At 71.8% G+C, this 21035-nt stretch carries 19 protein-coding genes; 12 read left to right on the top strand and 7 right to left on the bottom strand.

Annotated features, from left to right (window positions below; genetic code table 11):
• Nucleotides 1-97 precede the first annotated feature (97 nt).
• Complete coding sequence (locus NMK44_RS15375) at nt 98-1240, top strand: glycosyltransferase family 4 protein (RefSeq protein WP_254743251.1); 1143 nt, start codon at nt 98-100, stop codon at nt 1238-1240.
• Nucleotides 1241-1339: 99 nt separating this feature from the next.
• Here the strand turns inward: NMK44_RS15375 and NMK44_RS15370 are convergent, their stop codons facing one another.
• The gene (locus NMK44_RS15370) at nt 1340-3136 is read right to left on the bottom strand and encodes an AMP-dependent synthetase/ligase (RefSeq protein ID WP_254743248.1); all 1797 of its coding nucleotides are present in this window, start codon (nt 3134-3136) and stop codon (nt 1340-1342) included.
• A 255-nt stretch (nt 3137-3391) separates the two neighbouring features.
• Here NMK44_RS15370 and NMK44_RS15365 point away from each other — a divergent pair, with 255 nt between their 5' ends.
• The 6 genes from NMK44_RS15365 (at nt 3392) to NMK44_RS15340 (ending at nt 8444) form a co-directional block, all read left to right on the top strand.
• A complete protein-coding gene (locus NMK44_RS15365) occupies nt 3392-4156 on the top strand; it encodes a metallophosphoesterase family protein (RefSeq protein WP_254743245.1) in 765 nt (254 codons plus the stop codon).
• A 66-nt stretch (nt 4157-4222) separates the two neighbouring features.
• The gene (locus NMK44_RS15360; RefSeq protein ID WP_254743243.1) at nt 4223-4663 is read left to right on the top strand and encodes an SRPBCC family protein; all 441 of its coding nucleotides are present in this window, start codon (nt 4223-4225) and stop codon (nt 4661-4663) included.
• A 79-nt stretch (nt 4664-4742) separates the two neighbouring features.
• On the top strand, nt 4743-6053 hold the full coding sequence (locus NMK44_RS15355) for an ArsA family ATPase (protein ID WP_254743240.1): 1311 nt from the start codon (nt 4743-4745) through the stop codon (nt 6051-6053).
• Between the two features lie 110 nt (nt 6054-6163).
• Nucleotides 6164-6634, top strand: coding sequence for a DUF5304 domain-containing protein (locus tag NMK44_RS15350; RefSeq protein ID WP_254743237.1), 471 nt, complete (start codon nt 6164-6166; stop codon nt 6632-6634).
• A 56-nt stretch (nt 6635-6690) separates the two neighbouring features.
• Nucleotides 6691-7632 (top strand): ROK family glucokinase, encoded by a 942-nt coding sequence (locus NMK44_RS15345; protein ID WP_254743232.1) that lies wholly within the window; start codon nt 6691-6693, stop codon nt 7630-7632.
• Nucleotides 7633-7646: 14 nt separating this feature from the next.
• The gene (locus NMK44_RS15340) at nt 7647-8444 is read left to right on the top strand and encodes an endonuclease/exonuclease/phosphatase family protein (protein ID WP_254743229.1); all 798 of its coding nucleotides are present in this window, start codon (nt 7647-7649) and stop codon (nt 8442-8444) included.
• Between the two features lie 123 nt (nt 8445-8567).
• Here NMK44_RS15340 and NMK44_RS15335 read toward each other — a convergent pair whose 3' ends face one another.
• On the bottom strand, nt 8568-9257 hold the full coding sequence (locus NMK44_RS15335; RefSeq protein ID WP_254743226.1) for a hypothetical protein: 690 nt from the start codon (nt 9255-9257) through the stop codon (nt 8568-8570).
• Nucleotides 9250-10053: an alpha/beta hydrolase gene (locus NMK44_RS15330; protein WP_254743223.1), complete on the bottom strand. Its 804-nt coding sequence runs from the start codon at nt 10051-10053 to the stop codon at nt 9250-9252. The genes NMK44_RS15335 and NMK44_RS15330 overlap by 8 nt, the downstream gene beginning before the upstream one ends.
• A 158-nt stretch (nt 10054-10211) precedes the next feature.
• Here NMK44_RS15330 and NMK44_RS15325 point away from each other — a divergent pair, with 158 nt between their 5' ends.
• The 4 genes from NMK44_RS15325 to NMK44_RS15310 all read left to right on the top strand — a co-directional run bounded on the left by NMK44_RS15325 (nt 10212) and on the right by NMK44_RS15310 (nt 14199).
• The gene (locus NMK44_RS15325; protein WP_254743402.1) at nt 10212-10964 is read left to right on the top strand and encodes a lysophospholipid acyltransferase family protein; all 753 of its coding nucleotides are present in this window, start codon (nt 10212-10214) and stop codon (nt 10962-10964) included.
• A 132-nt stretch (nt 10965-11096) separates the two neighbouring features.
• Nucleotides 11097-12326, top strand: coding sequence for a MacS family sensor histidine kinase (gene macS / locus NMK44_RS15320; RefSeq protein ID WP_254743400.1), 1230 nt, complete (start codon nt 11097-11099; stop codon nt 12324-12326).
• The gene (locus NMK44_RS15315; RefSeq protein ID WP_254743220.1) at nt 12323-13003 is read left to right on the top strand and encodes a response regulator; all 681 of its coding nucleotides are present in this window, start codon (nt 12323-12325) and stop codon (nt 13001-13003) included. The genes macS and NMK44_RS15315 overlap by 4 nt, the downstream gene beginning before the upstream one ends.
• A gap of 167 nt (nt 13004-13170) precedes the next feature.
• Complete coding sequence (locus NMK44_RS15310) at nt 13171-14199, top strand: 6-phosphofructokinase (protein ID WP_254743217.1); 1029 nt, start codon at nt 13171-13173, stop codon at nt 14197-14199.
• A gap of 423 nt (nt 14200-14622) precedes the next feature.
• Here the strand turns inward: NMK44_RS15310 and NMK44_RS15305 are convergent, their stop codons facing one another.
• The 4 genes from NMK44_RS15305 to NMK44_RS15295 all read right to left on the bottom strand — a co-directional run bounded on the left by NMK44_RS15305 (nt 14623) and on the right by NMK44_RS15295 (nt 19502).
• Nucleotides 14623-16545 (bottom strand): anthranilate synthase family protein, encoded by a 1923-nt coding sequence (locus tag NMK44_RS15305; RefSeq protein ID WP_254743214.1) that lies wholly within the window; start codon nt 16543-16545, stop codon nt 14623-14625.
• Nucleotides 16546-16642: 97 nt separating this feature from the next.
• A complete protein-coding gene (locus tag NMK44_RS42695) occupies nt 16643-16699 on the bottom strand; it encodes a trp operon leader peptide (RefSeq protein WP_374215279.1) in 57 nt (18 codons plus the stop codon).
• Nucleotides 16700-16739: 40 nt separating this feature from the next.
• Nucleotides 16740-17807: a sugar ABC transporter substrate-binding protein gene (locus NMK44_RS15300; RefSeq protein WP_254743211.1), complete on the bottom strand. Its 1068-nt coding sequence runs from the start codon at nt 17805-17807 to the stop codon at nt 16740-16742.
• Between the two features lie 81 nt (nt 17808-17888).
• Nucleotides 17889-19502 (bottom strand): glycosyl hydrolase family 28-related protein, encoded by a 1614-nt coding sequence (locus NMK44_RS15295; protein ID WP_254743208.1) that lies wholly within the window; start codon nt 19500-19502, stop codon nt 17889-17891.
• A 226-nt stretch (nt 19503-19728) separates the two neighbouring features.
• Between NMK44_RS15295 and NMK44_RS15290 the strand changes: the two genes are divergently transcribed.
• On the top strand, nt 19729-20895 hold the full coding sequence (locus tag NMK44_RS15290) for a glycoside hydrolase family 88 protein (RefSeq protein WP_254743205.1): 1167 nt from the start codon (nt 19729-19731) through the stop codon (nt 20893-20895).
• The last annotated feature ends 140 nt before the right edge of the window (nt 20896-21035 follow it).

Here is a 21035-nt window from a genome sequence, read left to right as displayed (position 1 = left end):
GCGTCTGGGGGCGCTTCCCGGCGGTAGCCGGGGGAGCGTGCGGACCCGACCCCGACCCGGAGCCGGCCCGGGTCCGGGACCGGTACTGTCTGCGGCGATGGACAAGACCCTGCTCGTGACCAACGACTTCCCGCCCCGCCCCGGCGGTATCCAGGCGTTCCTGCACAACATGGCGCTCCGGCTGGACCCGGAGCGGATCGTCGTCTACGCCTCCACCTGGAAGCACGGCCAGGAGGGCGCCGAGGCCACCGCCCGGTTCGACGCCGAGCAGCCGTACCGGGTCGTCCGCGACCGTACGACGATGCTGCTGCCCACCCCGCGCGTCACCCGCCGCGCCACCGCGCTGCTGCGGGAACACGGCTGCACCTCGGTGTGGTTCGGGGCCGCCGCGCCGCTGGGGCTGATGGCCCCGGCGCTGCGCAGGGCCGGGGCCCGGCGGCTGGTGGGGACCACGCACGGACACGAGGCCGCCTGGGCGCAGCTGCCCGCCTCCCGCGCGCTGCTGCGGCGGATCGGCGAGGGCACCGACACCCTCACCTACCTCGGTGAGTACACCCGCTCCCGGATCGCCGCCGCGGTCGGCCCCGGGCCCGCGTCCCGGATGGTCCAGCTACCGCCCGGGGTGGACGAGAAGACCTTCCACCCGGGGTCGGGCGGGGACGCGGTCCGGGCCCGGCTGGGCCTGGCCGACCGGCCTGTGGTGGTGTGTGTCTCCCGGCTCGTCCCGCGCAAGGGACAGGACACGCTGATCGAGGCCATGCCGTCGGTCCTGCGGCGGGTGCCGGACGCGGTGCTGCTGATCGTGGGCGGCGGTCCGTACGCCAAGGATCTGCGCCGGCTGGCGGAGACCGCCGGGGTGGCGGGGTCGGTGCGCTTCACCGGCGCCGTGCCCTGGGAGGAGCTGCCCGCGCACTACGGCGCGGGCGATGTGTTCGCCATGCCCTGCCGCACCCGCCGCGGCGGACTGGACGTGGAAGGGCTCGGCATCGTCTACCTGGAGGCGTCCGCGACCGGACTGCCGGTGGTGGCCGGGGACTCCGGCGGCGCCCCGGACGCGGTGCTGGACGGCGAGACCGGCTGGGTGGTCCCCGGCGGCTCCGCCGAGAGCTGCGCGGAGCGGATCACGGCCCTGCTGGAGGACCCGGAGCTGCGGCGCCGCATGGGGGAGCGGGGCCGGGAGTGGGTCGAGGAGCGCTGGCGCTGGGATCTGCTCGCCGAGCGGCTGACGACGCTGCTGTGAGGCGCCGGGCCCGCTGCCGGGCCCGGTCCGCTCTGACCTGTCCTCACGGCCGCCCCGCGGCTCGCAGGCGGCCGTGAGAACACAGAGCGCGCGGGCGCCTCAGCCGCGGTAGATGGCCTCGATGTCGGACGCGAAGTCCTTGGCCACCACGTTCCGCTTGAGCTTCAGCGACGGGGTGACATGGCCGGAGTCCTCGGTGAACTGGGCCGGCAGGATGCGGAACTTGCGCACCGACTCCGCCTTGGACACCGCCGCGTTCCCGTCGTCCACCGCGGTCTGGATCTCGGCCAGCAGCTCCGGGTCGTCCCGCAGCTCGGCCACCGTGACGCCCTCCGGCTTGCCGTGCTCGGCGGCCCACCGGGGCAGGAACTCCTCGTCCACGGTGACCAGCGCGGCGACGAACGGACGGCCGTCGCCGACCACCATGCACTCGGCCACCAGCGCATGGGCGCGGATCCGGTCCTCGATCACCGCCGGGGCGACGTTCTTGCCGCCCGCGGTGATGATGATCTCCTTCTTGCGGCCGGTGATGGTGAGGTAGCCGTCCTCGTCGAGGGTGCCGACGTCCCCGGTGTGGAACCAGCCGTCGGACAGCGCCTCGGCGGTCGCGGCCTCGTTGTTCCAGTACTCGGTGAAGAGGTGGTCGCCGTGGAGCAGCACCTCGCCGTCGTCCGCGATCCGCACCACCGACCCCGGCATCGGCTGGCCGACCGAGCCGATCTTCTGCCGGTCCCAGGGGTTGAAGGTGGTCGCGGCACAGGTCTCGGTGAGGCCGTAGCCCTCCAGCACCGTGAAGCCGATGCCCCGGTAGAAGTGGCCCAGCCGTGCGCCCAGCGGGGCGCCGCCGGAGATCGCGTGGGTGGCCCGGCCGCCGAGGACGGCCCGCAGCTTGCTGTAGACGAGCCGGTCGAAGACCTTGTGGGTCAAGCGCAGCCGGAAGGACGGCCCGGAGGGGGTGTCCAGCGCCTTGCTGTAGGCGATGGCGGTCTCGGCGGCCCGGTCGAAGATCTTGCCCTTGCCCTCGGCCTGCGCCTTGGCCCGCGCCGAGTTGAAGACCTTCTCGAAGACCCGGGGCACACCCAGCACCAAGGTGGGCCGGAACCCGGCCAGTTCATCGGTGAGCGTCTTGATGTCCGGGACATGGCCCAGCTTGATCGGGGCCAGTACCGCCGCGATCTCCACCAGCCGTCCGAAGACATGGGCCTCGGGGAGGAACAGCAGCACCGAGGACTCCCCGGTGTTGAAGATCGGCTTCAGCCGGGCCACCGCGTTGCCGCATTCGGCGAAGAAGCTGCGGTGCGAGAGCACACAGCCCTTGGGGCGGCCGGTGGTGCCCGAGGTGTAGACGATGGTGGCGGGGGAGTCCGCGTTCGCGAGCGAGCCGCGCTCGTCGACCACCTCGTCGGATACGTCCGCGCCCAGTTTGCGCAGCGTCTCGATGGCGTCGCCCTCGATCCGCCAGACGTTGTCCAGGGCGGGCAGCGAGTCCCGGACGGACTCCACGGCCGCCTCGTGCACCTCGGTCTCCACCAGTGCGGCGACCGCGCCGGAGTCGCTCAGGATCCACTGGACCTGCTCCGGTGAACTCGTCTCGTACACCGGCACGGTGACGCCGCCCGCGCTCCAGATGGCGAAGTCCAGCAGCGTCCACTCGTAGCGGGTGCGGGACATCAGCCCCACCCGGTCACCGGGCTGCACTCCGGCCGCGATCAGGCCCTTGGCGGCGGCACGCACCTCGGCCAGGAACTCGGTCGCGGTGACGTCCTCCCACCGGCCGTCGACCTTGCGGCCGACCACGGCGACATCCGGATGCTGGGCGGCATTGCGTCGGATGAGGTCTGTCAGATTTCCGTCGGCCGGAACCTCGTACAGGGCCGGAAGGCTGAACTCGCGCAAGACTGCTGCTCCTCATGGGCGCCGACGCCGCTGCAGGGCAAGGGGGGTGTGGTTGGACGGCCCGGACGTTACCCATCGGTACGGGTTCCGGGATAGGGGTTTCTGCCCAGATGTTTTATGCGTCACACACCGCCCTCTTACTGTCCGCAGACTAGTCGACCGGAACGACGGCTGCTAAGTAACCGCAGGTAGACGCGGGGCGGCGGAGACAGAACACCTTACGGCCCCATGGCCGCAGGTCTTAGGGTGACACGCATGCGAGTCCACGTGGTGAGCGACGTGCATGGCAACAGTGAGGACCTGGGGAAGGCCGGTGACGGAGCGGATGCCCTGATCTGCCTCGGTGACCTCGTCCTCTTCCTGGACTACGCGGACCACTCCCGCGGGATCTTCCCCGATCTGTTCGGCGTGGAGAACGCCGACCGGATCGTCGAGCTGCGCACCGCCCGCCGCTTCGAGGAGGCCCGGGAGTTCGGCAACCGGCTGTGGGACGGGATCGACCGTCGAACCGCCATCGAATCCGCCGTACGCCGCCAGTACGCCGAGCTGTTCGCCGCGTTTCCCACCCCGACGTACGCAACCTACGGCAATGTCGACATACCGTCCCTCTGGCCGGAGTACACCCGACCTGGGCTCACCGTCCTCGACGGTGAGCGCGTGGAGATCGGCGGACTGGTCTTCGGCTTCGTCGGCGGCGGACTGCGCACCCCGATGCGCACGCCGTACGAGATCGACGACGAGACCTACGCCGCCAAGATCGCGGCGCTCGGCGACGAGGTGGACGTGGTGTGCACACACATTCCACCGGACGTCCCCGAGCTCTGCTACGACACCGTGGCCCGCCGTTTCGAACGGGGCAGTTCCGCCCTGCTGGAGGCGATCCATGCGATCCGCCCCAAGTACGCCCTCTTCGGTCACGTCCACCAGCCGCTCGCACGGAGGATGCGGATCGGGGCCACCGAGTGCGTCAACGTCGGACACTTCGCCTCCTCCGGTACCCCCTGGACCCTGGAGTGGTGAGCGGCGCGCGGTAGCCTTCAGCGGCAGACACCCCATGCGGCGGACCGGTACGGAGGAGCCACGGCGATGGCGGAACACACCAGCTCGAGCATCACGATCGATGCGGCACCGGCCGACGTGATGGAGGTGATCGCCGACTTCGACCGATACCCCGAGTGGTCCGGAGAGGTGAAGGAGGCGGACATCCTCACCAAGGACGACCGCGGCCGGGCCGAGCAGGTGCGGATGGTCCTCGACGCCGGGGCGATCAAGGACGACTACACCCTGGCCTACTCCTGGACCGGCGATGACGAGGTGAGCTGGTCCCTGGTCAAGTCCCAGATGCTGCGCGCCCTCGACGGCTCCTACCGGCTGGCCCCGGTGGACGGCGGCAAGCGCACCGAGGTCACCTACCAGCTCACCGTCGACGTCAAGATCCCCATGCTCGGCATGATCAAGCGCAAGGCCGAGAAGGTCATCATCGACCGTGCCCTGGCGGGCCTGAAGAAGCGCGTCGAGACCGTCTGACACCGGCGGGGCCGTCCGGCACCGCCGCCCACGCGCATCCCGCACCACCCCGCCCGGAGGGGCAACGGAGGCTTCTTTCATGCGTACGGTCCTCGTCACCGGTACCGGCGGCGCGGGCCGCACCACCGTGGCCGCCGCGACCGCCCTGGCCGCCGCCCGCGAGGGGCGGCGGACGCTGCTGCTGACCGCCGATCCGGACGGCACCCCCGAGGCCCTGCTCGGCATCGGCGCGCTGCGCCCGGCCCAGGGCCCGGCCGCCGACCGGCTGCCGTGGTCCGTTCCGGTCCAGGTCACCCCGGGGCTGTGGGCCGCCCGGATCGTCACCGACCACTGGTTCCGCGACGAGCTGACCGCGCTCCAGGAGCGCGGCCGCGGCGCCCTGGACATGGTCGGCGCCACCCCGCTGGACGGTGAGGAGCTGGCCGCCCTCCCGGGCATGGACTCCTTCGCGCTGCTGCGCGCCCTGCGGATGGCCCAGGCCGCCCCGCCCGGCACCGGCTGGGACGTGCTCGTCGTCGATATGCCGCCCGCCCCGGAGACCGTCGGGCTGCTGGCCCTGCCCGGGCAGTTGCGGCGTTATCTGCGGCGGCTGCTGCCCGCCGAGCGGCAGGCGGCCCGTGCGCTGCGCCCGATGCTCGCCCAGCTCGCCGGGGTGCCGATGCCCACCCAGAAGCTCTACGAGACCGCCGAGCGCTGGGAGGGCGAGCTCGCGGCGGTCCAGGACGTGATCGATTCCGAGGCCACCACGGTCCGGCTGGTGGTGGACCCCGGTCCGCTCGCCGACCGCGCGCTGCGCACCGCCCGCGCGGGGCTCGCGCTGCACGGCTGCCGGGTGGAGGCGGTCATCGCCAACCGGCTGCTGCCCGCCGCCACCGCCGACCCCTGGCTCGCCGCCCTCTCCGGTCAGCAGCAGGCCGCGCTGAAGGAGCTGTACGAGCAGTGGGCGCCCGCCGTCCCGGTGCGCGAGCTGCCGCATCTGGGCCGTGATCCGCAGGGTCTCGGCGACCGGCCCGCCGGTGACGCGGGCGGTGGGCCGGACCCGGAGGGCGCCGGTGCCGCCCGGCCCGCCGGGCTGGACGCCCTGGCCGAAGCCGTCGGGGCGCCGCCGCCGCTGCCGGACCGGCCCGCGGCTGATCCCTGGACCGTGGAGGACCGGCTCGCCGACGACGGCATCCTGCTGTGGCGGCTGCCGCTGCCCGGCGCCGACCGGGACACCCTCGCCCTGGTCCGCCGCGGCGATGAACTGATCGTCACCGTCGGCGCCTTCCACCGGGTGCTGACGCTGCCCTCCGCGCTGCGCCGCTGCACGGTCTCCGGCGCCGGACTGCGCGACGGATCGCTCCAGGTGCGCTTCACCCCCGACCCGGATCTGTGGCCCCGGGGGTTCTGACCGGGCTCCGCACCCTGGGGCTCTGACCGGGCTCCGGCATTCCGGTAACGTCGGTGGCAAGCCCGGAGATACGCACCGGACCGCCAGCCTCCCCGCCGCAGGAGTTCGCCATGAGCGATGCCACCGAGCGCCCCGCAGACACTCCGGACACCGAGATCCCGGTCTCCGAGATCGATCCCGATGCCTGGGAGCGGGCCTGCGCCGAGGACCTCGCCGCCGAGCGGGCCCGCCGGGCCGGGGAGTCGGCCCAGGAGCCGGGCAGTGCCGCGGAGGAGCTGCGCAAGCTGGCCGAGGCGCTGGCCGACCGGTTCACCGGGACACAGTCCCCGCTCGCCGGAACCCCGGTTCATGGGGCCGTACAACAATTGATCGCACAGGCCAAAGCGGCCGTGGAACCGGTCATTGAGCGCAATCCGGACGTATTTGACCATCTCGCCAGCGCCGGAACAGAGCTGCTCGCCGCCTATCGCGCCGCTGTTGCGGGCCAGGAGGAGCGCTGGACCAAAGGCACCGAAAGTGGCGGCAAGGGTCGCGATGAGGGAGACGAGAGTTCGAGTAGTGAACACATCGACCTCGATTGAGCGCTTCTCCGGTACCGTTGGCCACGGCGGGGTTCGACCAAATAACTGAGGGACTCATGGGACTCACCATCGGCGTCGACATCGGCGGCACGAAAATCGCGGCTGGCGTGGTCGACGAAGAGGGCTCGATTCTCGAAACGAGCACGGTATCGACCCCACCGACGCCGGAGGGGGTCGTCGACGCCATCGCGGACGCGGTGCGCAAGGTGAGCAGCGGGCACGACGTCGAGGCCGTCGGCATCGGCGCGGCCGGTTACGTGGACGACAAGCGCGCCACGGTGCTCTTCGCGCCCAACATCAACTGGCGGCACGAGGCGCTCAAGGACAAGGTCGAGCAGCGCGTCGGACTGCCCGTGGTGGTGGAGAACGACGCGAACGCGGCCGCCTGGGGCGAGTACCGCTTCGGCGCCGGCGCCGGCCATGACGACGTCGTCTGCATCACGCTCGGCACCGGTCTGGGCGGCGGCATCATCATCGGCGGCAAGCTGCACCGCGGCCGGTTCGGCGTCGCCGCCGAGTTCGGCCACATCAGGGTCGTCCCGGACGGTCTGCTGTGCGGCTGCGGCTCCCAGGGCTGCTGGGAGCAGTACGCCTCCGGCCGAGCGCTGGTCCGCTACGCCAAGCAGCGCGCCGCCGCCACCCCGGAGAACGCCAAGGCGCTGCTCGGCTTCGGTGACGGCACCGCCGAGGGCATCCAGGGCAAGCACATCAGCGACGCCGCCCGCCAGGGCGACCCCGTCGCCATCGACTCCTTCCGCGAGCTCGCCCGCTGGGCCGGGGCCGGTCTTGCCGACCTCGCCTCGCTCTTCGACCCCTCGGCGTTCATCGTCGGCGGCGGTGTCTCCGACGAGGGCGACCTGGTCCTGGAGCCGATCCGCAAGTCCTTCCGCCGCTGGCTCGTCGGCAACCAGTGGCGCCCCCACGCCCAGGTGCTCGCCGCCCAGCTCGGTGGCAAGGCCGGGCTCGTCGGAGCCGCCGACCTGGCCCGCCAGGGCTGACCGGGCCCGCCGCCGTGGCCCTCGCGGACCTGCCCGGATCCACCACCGGCCCGGACGGGGCCGTGGTGCGCGTGCTCAGCTACAACATCCGCTCGCTGCGCGACGACCGCGAGGCGCTGGTCCGGGTGATCCGGGCCTGCGCCCCCGACGTGCTGTGCGTACAGGAGGCGCCGCGCTTCTTCCGCTGGCGCAAGGCGGCCGCCTGGCTGGCCCGCGAGACCGGCCTCGTCTACACCACCGGCGGGGCCACCGCCACCGGCCCCATGATCCTCACCTCGCTGCGCGCCCATGTGGAGCGCACCGAGGACATCCTGCTGCCCCGGGTCCCCGGACTGCACCGGCGCGGCTTCGCCACCGCCGTCCTGCGCTTCGGGGCCGGGCACCGCGAGCCCGGCGGGGTGCGGCTCGGCGTGGTGAGCTGCCATCTGAGCCTGGCCGCCGCCGAGCGCCACGACCAGGCCGGGATGCTGCTGGACCGGGTCGCGGCCCTCGGCGTCCCGTACGCGGTCGCCGCCGGGGACATCAACGACCGCCCGGACGGCCGGGCCTTCCGCAGGATCGCGGAGCGGCTGCGGGACGGCTGGGCCACCGAGCCCTGGGGGAGCGAGGTCACCTTCTCCGCGGACGATCCCCGCCGGCGGATCGACGCGGTCTTCGCGACCGAGGGCGTGGAGATCATCGGCTGTGGGGTCCCCGCCGGGCTGCCGGGCGTCAGCGACGCGGACCTGCGGGCGGCCACGGACCACCTCCCGGTCCTGGCCGCCCTACGGCTCCCCCGGGTGGCCCCGGACCGGAGCGGTCCGTCCGCCTAGACGGCGACGAGCGGTTTGTCCGGGTCGGTGGGGAGGGCTTCGAGACGCGTCCGGTCCCGCGGCGGCCGGACCGGCCCGTTCGGCTTGGCCGGATCCGCCCACCGGCCCCGAGATCGGCGGCGGTCAGACGACCGCGCCGCGCCCCGGGTCCTCGTCCTCCTCGTCATCGCTGTCCCGCATCCGCATCACCAGGGTGGCGAAGCCGCCCAGGAAGCCGCCGACCCCCAGCGTGGTGATCCACCAGGTCAGCTCGACCTGGAACATCACCACACCGATCAGCAGCAGCGGTCCGCCGAGCACCCCGATCCACGCGAAGCGTGAGGTGGTGTCGGCCTCGGGCAGCGGAGGCGGCTCGGGCGGTACGAAATGGCCCTCGTCGCCGTCGTCGAAGTCGTCCTCGGAGGGCTCGTCGGCCTCCCAGTCGCGCGGACCGACGCCCGGTGCGTAGACGATGAAGCTGCCGACCGGTTTGTCGCTGTCGCCCGGGGCCCCGGTGACCGGCTTGGTGACGTCGTCCGCGGCCTTGCCGTCGGCGGCCGGGCCGTCCGCGCCCGCCTCGCCCTCACCCGCAGCGTCCGGACCGCCGCCGGTGCGCTCGGGCGCCTCCGGGGCGCCGTCCTCGCGGACCGGATCCGCGGCCGCCGGTGCGGGCTCCCGCCCCCACTGCTCGACCAGGTTCTCCGCGACGGGCCAGCGCTCCGCCTCCGGCGGGTCCGGCGGCTCCTCGCCGTACGCCGCGACGATCTCGGCGAAGGCGGCGTCGTCGTCGCGCCGCGCGTCCGCCTCGTTCTCGTTCGAGTCGCGCTCAGCCACTGGCCGCCGCCCCCTCCCTTCCGGTGCCCGTCCCGGTGTCCTCTCCCATACCCGCCGTCAGGCGGGTGATGAACGCGACCGTCTCGTCGAAGATGAACTCCGCGTCGTAGTCCAGGGTCGCCACGTGGTAACTCCGCTCCAGGAGCCGCTCGGTGGTGTCCCGGGAGGACACCTGGCTCAGGATCCGCTCGGAGTCGGCGGGCGGCACCACATGGTCTTGTGCGCTGTGCATCACCAGCAGCGGCTGGGTGACCTGCGGCAGCTCGGCGTCGACCAGCCGGAGGAAGCGCCGCAGCGAGTACACCGCGTGCAACGGGGTGCGGTCGTAGCCCAGTTCATGCGAACCGGGCTTGGCGATATCGCTCGCGATGCCCTTCACCGACGGCACCAGGTGCCGCATCACCGGCAGCGCCACCGCCAGCGGGTCATGGATCTTGTTCGCCGGGTTGACCAGGGCCAGCCCGCTGATCGCCGCACCGTGCTGGGCGGCCAGCCGCAGCGCCAGCGCCCCGCCCATCGACAGACCGCAGACGAAGACCCGCTCACAGCGCTCGGTCAGCGTCCGCAGCTCCCGCTCGACCTCGGCGTACCAGTCCTGCCAGCCGGTGACCGCGAGATCCTGCCAGCGGGTGCCGTGGCCGGGAAGGAGTGGCAGCGAGACGGTGTAGCCCCGCGCCGCGAGATGATCGGCCCAGGGTCGGACCGACTGCGGGGAACCGGTGAAGCCGTGCGAGACGAGGACGCCGATCTGCCCGCCGTCGTGGCGGAACGGCTCGGCTCCGGGAAGGAGCGGCACCACGGATCTCCGTTCGGGGGTGAGTCGAGCAGGGGGAGGAACCGGTGTTCGGGGCCGGGCGGCCCGGCACCTCAGCGTACGCGGCGCGCCGCACACGGGGTAGGCAGGTTAAGGTCTCCTCGTCGGATACAGGAGGTTCTCGGTTGTTCTACGGTGCGATGAAGCTGTCGGTGGGCGGGTCACTGAAGCTCGCCTTCCGGCCCTGGGTGGAGGGACTGGAGCACATCCCCGCCGAGGGGCCGGCCATTCTGGCCAGCAACCACCTCTCGTTCTCCGACTCCTTCTTCCTGCCCGCGATGCTGGACCGCAAGGTCACCTTCATCGCCAAGCAGGAATACTTCACCACCCCCGGGGTCAAGGGACGGCTGACGGCGGCCTTCTTCAAGGGCGTCGGCCAGCTCCCGGTTGACCGCTCGGGTTCGCGCGGCGCCGGAGAGGCCGCGATCAACGCGGGCATCGACGTGATCAAGCGCGGTGAGCTCTTCGGTATCTACCCCGAGGGCACCCGCTCGCCCGACGGCCGCCTCTACCGTGGCAAGCCGGGCGGTCTGGCCCGGGTGGCACTGGCCACCGGTGCGCCGGTGATCCCCGTCGCCATGATCGACACGGAGAAGATCCAGCCGCCCGGCAAGGTCATGCCCAAGCTGATGCGGCCCGGGATCAAGATCGGCAAGCCGCTGGACTTCAGCCGGTACCACGGGATGGACGGCGACCGCTTCATCCTGCGCTCGGTGACCGACGAGGTCATGTACGAGATCATGAAGCTGTCCGGCCAGGAGTACGTGGACATCTACGCGACCGCCGCCAAGCGGCAGATCGCCGATGCCGAGGCCGCCCGGAAGCAGGCGGAGAAGGCCGAGAAGGCGGAGCGGGCCGAGAGGGAGAAGCACAAGGACAAGGCCGGGGCGTAGCCGCTACCGGCACGGGGGTGGGGGATCGTGGCGCAGCAGCCCGAGCACACGGGTGCGCCGGGGGAGAGCGGGCACGCGCCGGACGGTTCCGGGCGCGGCCGTGAGCGGCCCCGGCGCGAGCGCGTGGTGCGGATGTCCGTCGAGCAGCCGCTGTGGCAGGCGCTGACCGCCTACCGGGTGCTCACCCTGCTCTACGCCCTCACCCTCTACGTCCTCTCCTTCCACCACTACGACCATCCGCTGGGTGCGGGCGCCTACATGGTCGTGCTGACCGTGTGGACGGCGCTGACCTTCCGCATGGTCTCCTCGGCCGAGCGCTGCACCCGCCGCTTCCTGGTCGGCGACCTCAGCGTGGCGGTGGTGGGCATCCTGCTCACCCCGCTCGTCGACACCCACGACCGGATCGCCGAGGGCACGCCCACCCTGCCGTCCATATGGACCGCGGGCGCCGTCCTCGGGTTCGCGGTCAAGGGCGGCTGGCGCTGGGCCGCGTGGGCCTCGACCGTCGTCTGCGCGGCCAACATCATCGAGCGCGGCGGCTTCGCCCAGGACACCGTCCATATGCTGCTGCTCGTCTGGGTGGCCAGTGTGGCCATCGGCTACGTCGTCGAGGTGGCCCGCGCCAGTGAGCGCACCCTCGCCCGCGCGCTGCGCATCGAGGCCGCCACCCGCGAACGCGAGCGGCTGGCCCGCGACATCCACGACAGCGTGCTCCAGGTGCTCGCCATGGTGCAGCGGCGCGGTGCCGCGATCGGCGGTGAGGCGGCCGAACTGGGCCGGATGGCGGGCGAACAGGAGATCGCGCTGCGCACCCTGGTCTCCACCGGTCTGGTCACCCCGCCGCGCACCGCCCCCGAGCAGGGCGCGACGGTCCTCGTCCCGGACGACGACGCCGGGGGCGCCGATGCCGGACCGTGCGATCTGCGGGTCCTGCTGGCGCCGCACGCCGGATCCCGGATCACCTTCTCCGAACCCGGCGCCCCCGTGATCCTCCCGGCCCGCGCGGCGGGGGAGTTGGCCGCCGCCGTCGGCGCCGCGCTGGACAACGTACGGGTCCACGCGGGCGAGGAGGCCCGCGCCTGGATCCTGGTCGAGGACGAGCCGGACGCCGTGATGGTGACCGTACGGGACGACGGCCCCGGGATCCCCGAGGGACGGCTCGCCGACGCCGAGCGCGAGGGGCGCCTCGGGGTGGCCCTGTCCATCCGGGGACGGCTGCGTGACCTCGGCGGTACGGCAGAGTGGATCTCCGCGCCGGGCCAGGGCACCGAAGTGGAACTCACGGTCCCGAAGGCGGCCGCGCCGTCCGGGACTCCGGGCAGTGATGACATGAACAGCGACGGGGGGAAGGCGGCACGATGACCGAGCACCACGAGGACCGGCCGGTGACGGTGATGGTGGTGGACGACCATCCGATGTGGCGGGACGCGGTGGCCCGCGATCTGTCCGAGGCCGGGTTCGACGTGGTGGCCACCGCCGGGGACGGTCCGCAGGCCGTCCGCCGGGCCAAGGCCGCCGAGCCCGATGTCCTGGTGCTCGACCTCAACCTCCCCGGGCTGCCCGGGGTCGAGGTCTGCAAGGAGGTCGTCGCCGCCCACCCCCAGCTCCGCGTGCTGGTGCTCTCCGCCAGCGGTGAGCACGCCGATGTCCTGGAGGCCGTGAAGTCCGGTGCCACCGGCTATCTGCTGAAGTCGGCCAGCACCGGGGAACTGCTCGACGCGGTGCGCCGCACCGCCGCCGGGGACCCGGTCTTCACCCCCGGTCTCGCGGGTCTGGTCCTCGGTGAGTACCGGCGGCTCGCCGGAGAGCCCGCCCCCACCGCCGCCGACCAGCCGGTCGCCCCGCAGCTCACCGAGCGGGAGACGGAGGTGCTGCGGCTGGTCGCCAAGGGACTGTCGTACAAGCAGGTCGCCGAGCGGCTGGTGATCTCCCACCGCACCGTGCAGAACCATGTGCAGAACACCCTCGGCAAGCTCCAACTGCACAACCGGGTGGAGCTGGTGCGGTACGCCATCGAACGGGGTCTGGACGACGCCTGAGGTTTGACGGCGGCCCCGCCCCTCGTACGGGTGAAGTTGCCGCACCAACTCCCTTGTGGCGCGCGGCAATCGATTCCGGCCCCATCCCCTGTGACCTGGATCACCGTTAGCGTTGCCCTCCTCACCGGGCCCGATCACGGGTTCTCCACGGGAGAAGGGAAGAAGCGATGCGGGTCGGAGTGCTGACCGGCGGCGGTGACTGCCCCGGGCTCAACGCGGTCATCCGCGCCGTCGTCCGCAAGGGCGTCCAGGAATACGGCTATGACTTCACCGGCTTCCGGGACGGCTGGCGCGGCCCTCTCGAGAACGACACCGTCCCCCTCGACATCCGCGCGGTGCGCGGGATCCTGCCGCGCGGCGGCACCGTCCTCGGCTCGTCCCGCACCAATCCGCTCAAGAGCGAGGACGGCATCCGCCGGGTCAAGGACACCCTCGCCAAGCGGGAGGTCGACGCGCTGATCGCGATCGGCGGCGAGGACACCCTCGGCGTCGCGGCCCGGCTCTCCGGCGAGTACGGCATCCGCTGCGTCGGCGTCCCCAAGACCATCGACAACGACCTCTCCGCCACGGACTACACCTTCGGTTTCGACACCGCGGTCAACATCGCCACCGAGGCGATCGACCGGCTGCACACCACCGCCGAGTCCCATATGCGGGTCCTCGTGGTCGAGGTGATGGGCCGCCACGCGGGCTGGATCGCCCTGCACTCCGGTCTCGCGGGCGGCGCCAACGCCATCCTCATCCCCGAACAGCGCTTCGACGTCGACCAGGTCTGCGGCTGGGTCGAGTCCCGCTTCAAGATCCGCTACGCACCGATCGTGGTCGTCGCGGAGGGCGCCATGCCGAAGGGGGGCGATGCCGTGCTGAAGGACGACACGCTCGACTCCTTCGGACATGTCCGGCTCTCCGGTATCGGGGAGTGGCTGGCCAAGGAGATCGAGCGCCGTACGGGCAAGGAGGCCCGTACGACGGTCCTCGGCCATGTGCAGCGCGGTGGCACCCCCAGCGCGTTCGACCGCTGGCTCGCCACCCGGTTCGGACTGCACGCGATCGACGCCGTGCGGGACGAGGACTTCGGCACGATGGTCGCCCTGCGCGGCACGGATATCGTCCGCGTCCCCTTGGCCGATGCGACGGCCCGCCTCAAGACGGTGGATCCGTCGCTGTACCAGGAAGCCGGGGTCTTCTTCGGCTGAGCCCTCCGCCCCTCCGGGCGCGGTTCCCGGTGCGGGACCTGGGGTTTCGTCGCCGACCGCGGCCCGGTGGCCGGGTTGTGCCCACCCGTTCCGCCCCGCGGAACGATTGCCCACAACCAGGTCCACCACCCGGCCACCGGCCTGCGGGGGGTGCGGGTCCAAGGGCGGAGCCCCGGCCCCCGCAACGGATCCCCGCCCCGGGTGGGCGGTCCATGCGCCCGGATCCCCCGCCCCGGCGAGGGGCCCATGTGTCCCGGGCAGAAACTCGCCCCGCACCCGGGGCAGGAACCCGCCCCGCCCCGGGGCCGCTCCCAGCCGGACCGTCACCCAGCCCCTCCGGGGGTACCTCTCAGCCTCTCCGGCGTTTGAGGAGCGGGGGCCGGGGCGGAGCCCCGGTTCGGGAAGGGGCGGGGTGGGGGACAGTCAGACCCGCACCACCGCCAACAGCTCCGCCACCACCCCCACCCCATCCATCGTCAGCACCGACTCCGGGTGGAACTGCACACCCGCGAACCCCGGCCCCCGCAGCGCGAACACATCCCCGCTCACCGCGTCCCGGCTCAGCTCCACCCGGTGCATCGCCAGCTCCGTCTCCACCGTCTCGTCGCAGCGCGCCGTGAACGTGTTGTAGAAGCCCACCGTCTCCTCGCGTCCGAAGAAGTCGATCCGCTCCTGCGCCCCCTGGAACGGCACGTCCTTGCGCGCGATCTCCAACCCCAGCTCGGCCGCGATCAGTTCATGTCCCAGGCACACCCCCAGCAGCCCGTGCCGGTGCCCCGCCACCAGTTCCGCCGTCAGCCCCCGCAGGAACCGCATCTTCGGATCGGCGGTGTCACCCGGATCGCCCGGCCCGGGACCCAGCACCACCGGCCCCTCGTGCGTGAGCGCGGCCTCCCGTACGCCCGGCTCGTCGTACCGCCGCACCGTCACCGCCAGCCCGGCCGTCCGCAGCAGATGGGCGAGCATCGCGGTGAAGGTGTCCTCGCCGTCGATCACCAGGGCGTGCCCCGGCACCCCGCCCTCCGCGGTGTCGTCCGTCCGCATCCGCAGCCAGAACGGCGCCAGGTCGGCCCGCCGCGCGTCCAGCGCCGCCCGCACCCGGGGATCGTCGGCCAGCCGGGGCCCCGCGGGCGCCTCGTCCCGCCCCTCCGGCCGCGGCAGCACCCCCAGCGCGCTCAGCACCCCCGCCGCCTTGGCGTGGGTCTCCGCCACCTCGCCCCGGGGGTCCGAGTGCCGCACCAGCGTCGCGCCGACCGCGACTCCCAGCGCCCCCGACCCGTCGATGTCGGCGGTCCTGATCAGGATCGGGGAGTCCAGCGTCTGCGCCCCGCCGCCGTCCCGTCCGATGAGCGCCAGCGCCCCCGCGTAGTAGCCCCGGCCCCCGGGCTCGTACCGCTCGATCACCCGGCAGGCGTTCTGCACCGGCGACCCGGTGACCGTCGCGGCGAACATCGTCTCCCGCAGCACCTCCCGCACATCCAGCGAGGACCGCCCGCGCAGCTCGTACTCGGTGTGCGCCAGGTGCGCCATCTCCCGCAGCCGGGGGCCGACCACCACCCCGCCCCGGTCGCCGACGGTGCACATCATCTTCAGCTCCTCGTCCACCACCATGGACAGCTCCTCCACCTCCTTGCGGTCGTGGAGGAAGGCCAGCAGCCCGTCGGCGTCGGCCCCGCCGGCCGGGTAGCGGTAGGTCCCGCTGATCGGGTTCATCACGACCGTCCCCCCGGACATCCGTACGTGCACCTCGGGGCTGGCCCCCACCAGCGTCCGCCCGTCCGCAAGACGCACCACGTACGTCCAGTACGCGCCCCGCTCACCCGCCAGCAGCCGCCGGAAGAGCGCGAGCGCGTCGGTACTCCCGAAATCCGGGATCTGCCCCCGGAAGGTCCGCCGGATCACGAAGTTGGCGCCCTCGCCGGAGCCGATCTCCTCCGCGATCACCCGCCGTACGATCCCCGCGTACGCGTCGTCGTCCACGTCGAAGGCCCCGTCCTCGACGTCCACCCGGTGCGCGGGCAGCGCCTCCAGCACCTCGGCGAGCGGCAGCGCGTAGCGCTCCTCCGGCCGCAGCACCGCCAGCGGGGTGCCGTCGTCCCGTACGTCGAACCCCCGCTCCCGGATCTGCCGGAACGGCACCAGCGCCAGCGCGTCCGCCACCGCCGTACCGCCCTCGGGGGCGCCGGTCGGCAGCGGGATGTCGGTCAGCCGCTCCACCTCGCTCACCGGTCCGGTCAGCACCTCCACGGTGTCCTGGTCATGTCCGGGGGTACGGCGGTGGATCAGGGCGAACGGGGAGTCGGCGGAGAGCAGCCGCGTGATCACGGCATGGGTGTCGTTCCGCATGGCGGGGTGTTCCTTCCGGGGAGGAGGAACGGCCCGCGTGAAACGCCGAAGGCCGCCCCTCGGGCGGCCTTCGCGTGGTGTCTGGAGCTACGCGCGATCAGTGGGCCGCCGGATGAGCGGTCCACCACCAGTTCATGTTCTGTCGCGCGTACACGGCGCCGACCCTACACGAAGCCGGTGGCCGGGGCGGTCTCTCAGCCGGGGTTGTTGCCCCACAGGGACGGATCGGTGCTCCTGAGGCTGGGGACGCCCCCGTAGGTCCTGCCGTCGGCGGTGACGAGCGGTGAGGGCAGCCGGTCCTCCAGCAGTCCGGCACGGACCCGCACGATGGTGCTGTGGTGATCGGTCCTGCCGGGTTCGAACGTCTTCCCGTCGATCGCGGCCTTCAGGTAGTACAGCGCGTACTTGGCGTAGAGGTCGACCGGCTGGGACACGGTGGCGTCGATGGTGCCCTTGGCGATGTACCGGAGCTCCCTGGGGATGCCGTCGTTGGAGACGATGTAGATGTGCTTCTTGTTCTCGGGGCCGACCAGCAGGCCCTGCTGCTCCAGCACTTGGAGCGTGCCGGACAGCGCGGCGCTGGACTGCATGTAGATGCCCTTGATGTCCGGATGGGCGGTCAGATCGGCCTGGAGCTTCTGCGCGGCGACGGCCCCGTCCCAGTTGGTGGTCTCACCGAAGACCCTGATCCGCGGGTAGTCCGCCTTCATGCACGCGTTGAACCCCCGGGTGCGGTCACGGCCGTTGATGGAGGAGAGGTCGCCCTGCAACATCACGACCTTGCCCTTGCCGTGCAGCTTGGTGCCGAGGTACTTGCACGCCTTCTCCCCGAGGGCGCGGTTGTCGGCGCGGACGACCATGTAGACCTTGCCGGTGTCGGGGCGGGTGTCACTCGTGACGACGGGGATCCCCGTCGCCTCGAGCTGGCGCAGGGTCGGACCGACGGCGGCGGTGTCCTGCGGGGCCATCGCGATGCCCTTGACGCCCTGGACGACGAGCGTCTGTGCGTTGGCGGTGTCCCGGGTGACGTCGTTCTGCGACTCGATGGTCTTCAGCGAGAGGCCGAGCTGTCTGGCGTACCGCGGGGTGTACCGCATGTAGGCGTTCCAGAAGTCACTGTCGGAGCGCGGGTAGGCGACGCCGACCAGCGGTTTGCGGTCCGACGTGGCCCTGTCCCCGGGGCTCTCGCCACAGGCGCTGAGCAGCACCAGCCCGGCGAGGACGGAGGCGGTGGAACAGAGGACGCCTCGGATACATCCCATCAATCGCGGTCCCGTACGATCTGAAATCGGGTCTTTTCTCAAGATACACGACCAAATCACCGCCATCTCGCGGGCTCCGGCTCAGTCCGGGCCGCCTCCGCGCAGTGCGCGCTGGGCCTCGTACAGGTTCGACGGCCTGAGCGAGGTGTCCCCGTCGTACGCCAGCCGGGCGTGGAGGGGGCCGCCGAAGACCGGCCGGCCGGCCGGGCCGCTCCGGCTCATCTGTGAGACGCCGACGGTGGCGCTGTACGGCGCCACGTCGTCGATCTTGATACAGCCCGCGCGACGGTTGGTGACATTGATGTTCCAGTGGGTGAACCGTGCCCCGTGGAGCGGACCGGCGTCCTCGCCTCCAGCGGGCCGTCCGTCGTTGTTGACGGTGATTTCGGTGCGCACGTTGTGGAACGGCAGCCCGCGGTGGGTGTCGAAGGTGCCCTGGTGCATCTCCCCCCGTGACCACACGTTCCCGCAGGACAGGGTCTCCACGTCGAGACCGTGGTGGACGGCGCCGCCGGGCACCCGCTCGGTGAAGCGCTCGATGGTGAAGTCCTGGATCAGGTTGTCGTGCGACTGGAGGTTGCAGGTGTAGGAGTGGTGGCGGCCGCGCCCGGCGATCGTGGTCCGCCGCAGGGTGACCCCCTTGGCCGCGTACAGCAGGATGCCGTTGTCGCTGTGGACGACGCGGACGTCGTCGGCCCAGCAGTCCCAGGCGCACTGGAACGTCAGCCCGTTGTAGCCCCTGTCCTGGAGGTGCCGGGCCTGCCGTACCTTCCTCATCTCGATGGTCAGCCCCTCCACCCCGGCTCCGGTGACCGCGGGACCCATCGTGGTCAGCCGGGGCCTCCAGCCCAGCCGGACGTCCAGTGGCAGCGGCTGGGCCAGGGTGACCTCCGTGCCCGTCACCGAGGCGATGCTGACCGGCCAGGTGAAGGGGGCCTGCCGAAGCATCCTCGGCTGCTTGGACCAGTCGTACGTGGACGCCCCCGGGATGTCCCCGCACAGGTGCTTCAGCAGGCTGTGCTCACGGTCGTCGTCGAGCTGGAGCAGCACCCGGCGGCCCGGGGTGAGCCCGCGGGAGTCGGCGACCGAGAGCTCGAAGTCCCCCCGGGCGGCGGGCGAGGAGATACCGGTGAGCGTCGTGGCGAGGTCGCGCGCGTTGCCCGTCCACCCCCCGTGCGGATCCTCCCCGCCCCTGACCGCGCCGGTGAAGGAGCGGTACCGGTCGCGGTGGCTCACCCACACCGCACCGCCGCACCAGCTCCACGCCGACTTCCCGGAGCCGTAGGCCCCGATCATCTCCTCCAGCGGACGGGTGACGAACAGCGTGGTGCGCCCGCTCCCCTCACCCCGCAGGACGACATCGCTGTGGCCGACCAGGACGACATCGTCCACGCGGTATCTGCCCGCCGGGAGCAGTACCGCCCCGCCGCCCCGCTCCCCGGCCTCGGCGATGGCCGTGTTGATGGCACCGGAGGCATCGGCGGAACCGTCGTTCCTGGCGCCGTACGCGGTGGCGTCCACGACGACCGCGGGGCGCGGGAGATCCGCGCCGCGGTCATAGCCCGCGAAGGCGACGTTCGGTATCTGCGGATGCTTGTAGGGGTTGCCCGTGAATTCCTGCCAGATGTCCTTCGGATTCGCGGTGGCACCCAGGGAAGTCCCTTCGAAAAAGAGGGACTGATGATTGAGGGCCATAGTGGGATGTCCTTTTACCGTGGGGGGTTGTGCTGACCCTGAGCGGGAGGAACATGACAGCTTCCGATCTGTGTGGATGTCAATACGCCGACACGAAACATGCATTGAGAAATAAACGACGATAACGATCAGGTAAATCGCCAGGACGCGTGGCGGTTCGGCACGTCCCCCACTCAGGGGAGGAGCGCCCTGTGTCCTCCTCGTGCGCCAAAGGAAGGGAACCTCTGTGAATCGACGACGCACCTTCATCGGCGGAGCCGCGATAGCGGCCTCGTCAACCGTGCTGACCTCGGTCATCGTCCACGCCGATGAAGCGGCTGCGCACCGTCCGCCCTCCGGTGTGCTGCCTTCCGCGCACGACATCACCGACGTACTGCACCGCGTCGCGGACCACTGGATCGGCGCGCGCCCCGACCCCGGCGACAACAAGTGGGCGAACGCGACGTTCTTCAGCGGACTCATGGCCCTGCACGCGCTGACCTATGACCCGCGTTATCTGCGCTATGCGCGCGGCTGGGCCGAGAAACATCACTACGGTCTCAACGCGGGTTCGGTCACCCGGCACGCGGATAATCAATGTGCCGGGCAGGCGTATCTCGATCTCCATGCGCTCGACCCCGATGAGGAGAAAATCGCGGCCATAGAGTCGTGTCTGCGCTGGATGACCTATGACGACCGGCCCGGAAAGGACGATGACTGGTGGTGGGTCGATGCCCTCCACATGGCCATGCCGACCTTCGCCCGGCTGAGCGTTCTCCGCGAGGACCCGCGCTACGCGGAGAAGCTGTACCGCCTGTACCAGCACACCAAGCGCACTGAGGGCGGCCCCGGGCTGTACGACCGGTCCACCGGTCTCTGGTACCGCGACAGGCGGTTCCTGCCGGGCCACCGGCTCTCCCTGTCCGGTGTGCCGGTGTTCTGGTCCCGGGGCAACGGATGGGCGGCGGCCGGCCATGTGAAGACGCTCAAGGCCCTGCCCCCGGACGCCCCGCACACCGGCGAGTACCGCGACACCCTGGCCCTGCTCTTGCAGACGGTGGCCCAGCGCCAGCGCGCGGACGGCTTCTGGGACGTCAACCTCGGCGACCCCGAGCGGCTCTCGGGCCCCGAGTCCAGCGGTACGGCCCTCTTCGTCTACGCCCTTGCCTACGCGCTCCGGACCGGGCTGGTCGACCGAGCCACCTATCTCCCGGTCGCCGCCCGCGCCTGGAACGGCCTGGTCGGCACGGCGGTGCGGCAGGACGGCTTCCTCGGCTACGTCCCGGGCGTCGGTGACCGGCCGGAGTCCAGCGCGCCGGTCACCGAGGGCAGCGCCGCGGGCTTCGGCGTCGGCGCGTTCCTCCTGGCCGGAACGGAACTGGCGGCCCTGGCCCGTGGTGTCACGGTTCGGTGAGAGAACCTTCACGGGGTGATGGCGAGCGGCCCCGGGATGTCCTGAGATCGCCGTTCTTATGCAGGTCGGGCACCACGGGGGCGCGTTTTGCGGAGTCGGCGGGGCGGGCTAACTTTCATGGCCGCGCATCGAATTGATGT

Source organism: Streptomyces cucumeris (assembly GCF_024295805.1).
Taxonomy (GTDB): Bacteria; Actinomycetota; Actinomycetes; order Streptomycetales; family Streptomycetaceae; genus Streptomyces; species Streptomyces cucumeris.
Note: the sequence above shows the minus strand (reverse complement) of the source record. Positions and strands in the feature narration are given on the sequence as shown.

Bases quoted from the DNA above. Each gene is read 5' to 3' on its own strand.
- NMK44_RS15315 (WP_254743220.1), top strand. From the start codon at position 12,323: ATGACCGAGCACCACGAGGACCGGCCGGTGACGGTGATGGTGGTGGAC.
- NMK44_RS15325 (WP_254743402.1), top strand. From the start codon at position 10,212: ATGAAGCTGTCGGTGGGCGGGTCACTGAAGCTCGCCTTCCGGCCCTGG.
- NMK44_RS15295 (WP_254743208.1), bottom strand. From the start codon at position 19,502: ATGGCCCTCAATCATCAGTCCCTCTTTTTCGAAGGGACTTCCCTGGGT.
- NMK44_RS15355 (WP_254743240.1), top strand. From the start codon at position 4,743: ATGCGTACGGTCCTCGTCACCGGTACCGGCGGCGCGGGCCGCACCACC.
- NMK44_RS15350 (WP_254743237.1), top strand. From the start codon at position 6,164: ATGAGCGATGCCACCGAGCGCCCCGCAGACACTCCGGACACCGAGATC.
- NMK44_RS15300 (WP_254743211.1), bottom strand. From the start codon at position 17,807: ATGGGATGTATCCGAGGCGTCCTCTGTTCCACCGCCTCCGTCCTCGCC.
- NMK44_RS15365 (WP_254743245.1), top strand. From the start codon at position 3,392: ATGCGAGTCCACGTGGTGAGCGACGTGCATGGCAACAGTGAGGACCTG.
- NMK44_RS15310 (WP_254743217.1), top strand. From the start codon at position 13,171: ATGCGGGTCGGAGTGCTGACCGGCGGCGGTGACTGCCCCGGGCTCAAC.
- NMK44_RS15375 (WP_254743251.1), top strand. From the start codon at position 98: ATGGACAAGACCCTGCTCGTGACCAACGACTTCCCGCCCCGCCCCGGC.
- NMK44_RS15360 (WP_254743243.1), top strand. From the start codon at position 4,223: ATGGCGGAACACACCAGCTCGAGCATCACGATCGATGCGGCACCGGCC.
- NMK44_RS15305 (WP_254743214.1), bottom strand. From the start codon at position 16,545: ATGCGGAACGACACCCATGCCGTGATCACGCGGCTGCTCTCCGCCGAC.
- NMK44_RS15345 (WP_254743232.1), top strand. From the start codon at position 6,691: ATGGGACTCACCATCGGCGTCGACATCGGCGGCACGAAAATCGCGGCT.
- macS (WP_254743400.1), top strand. From the start codon at position 11,097: ATGTCCGTCGAGCAGCCGCTGTGGCAGGCGCTGACCGCCTACCGGGTG.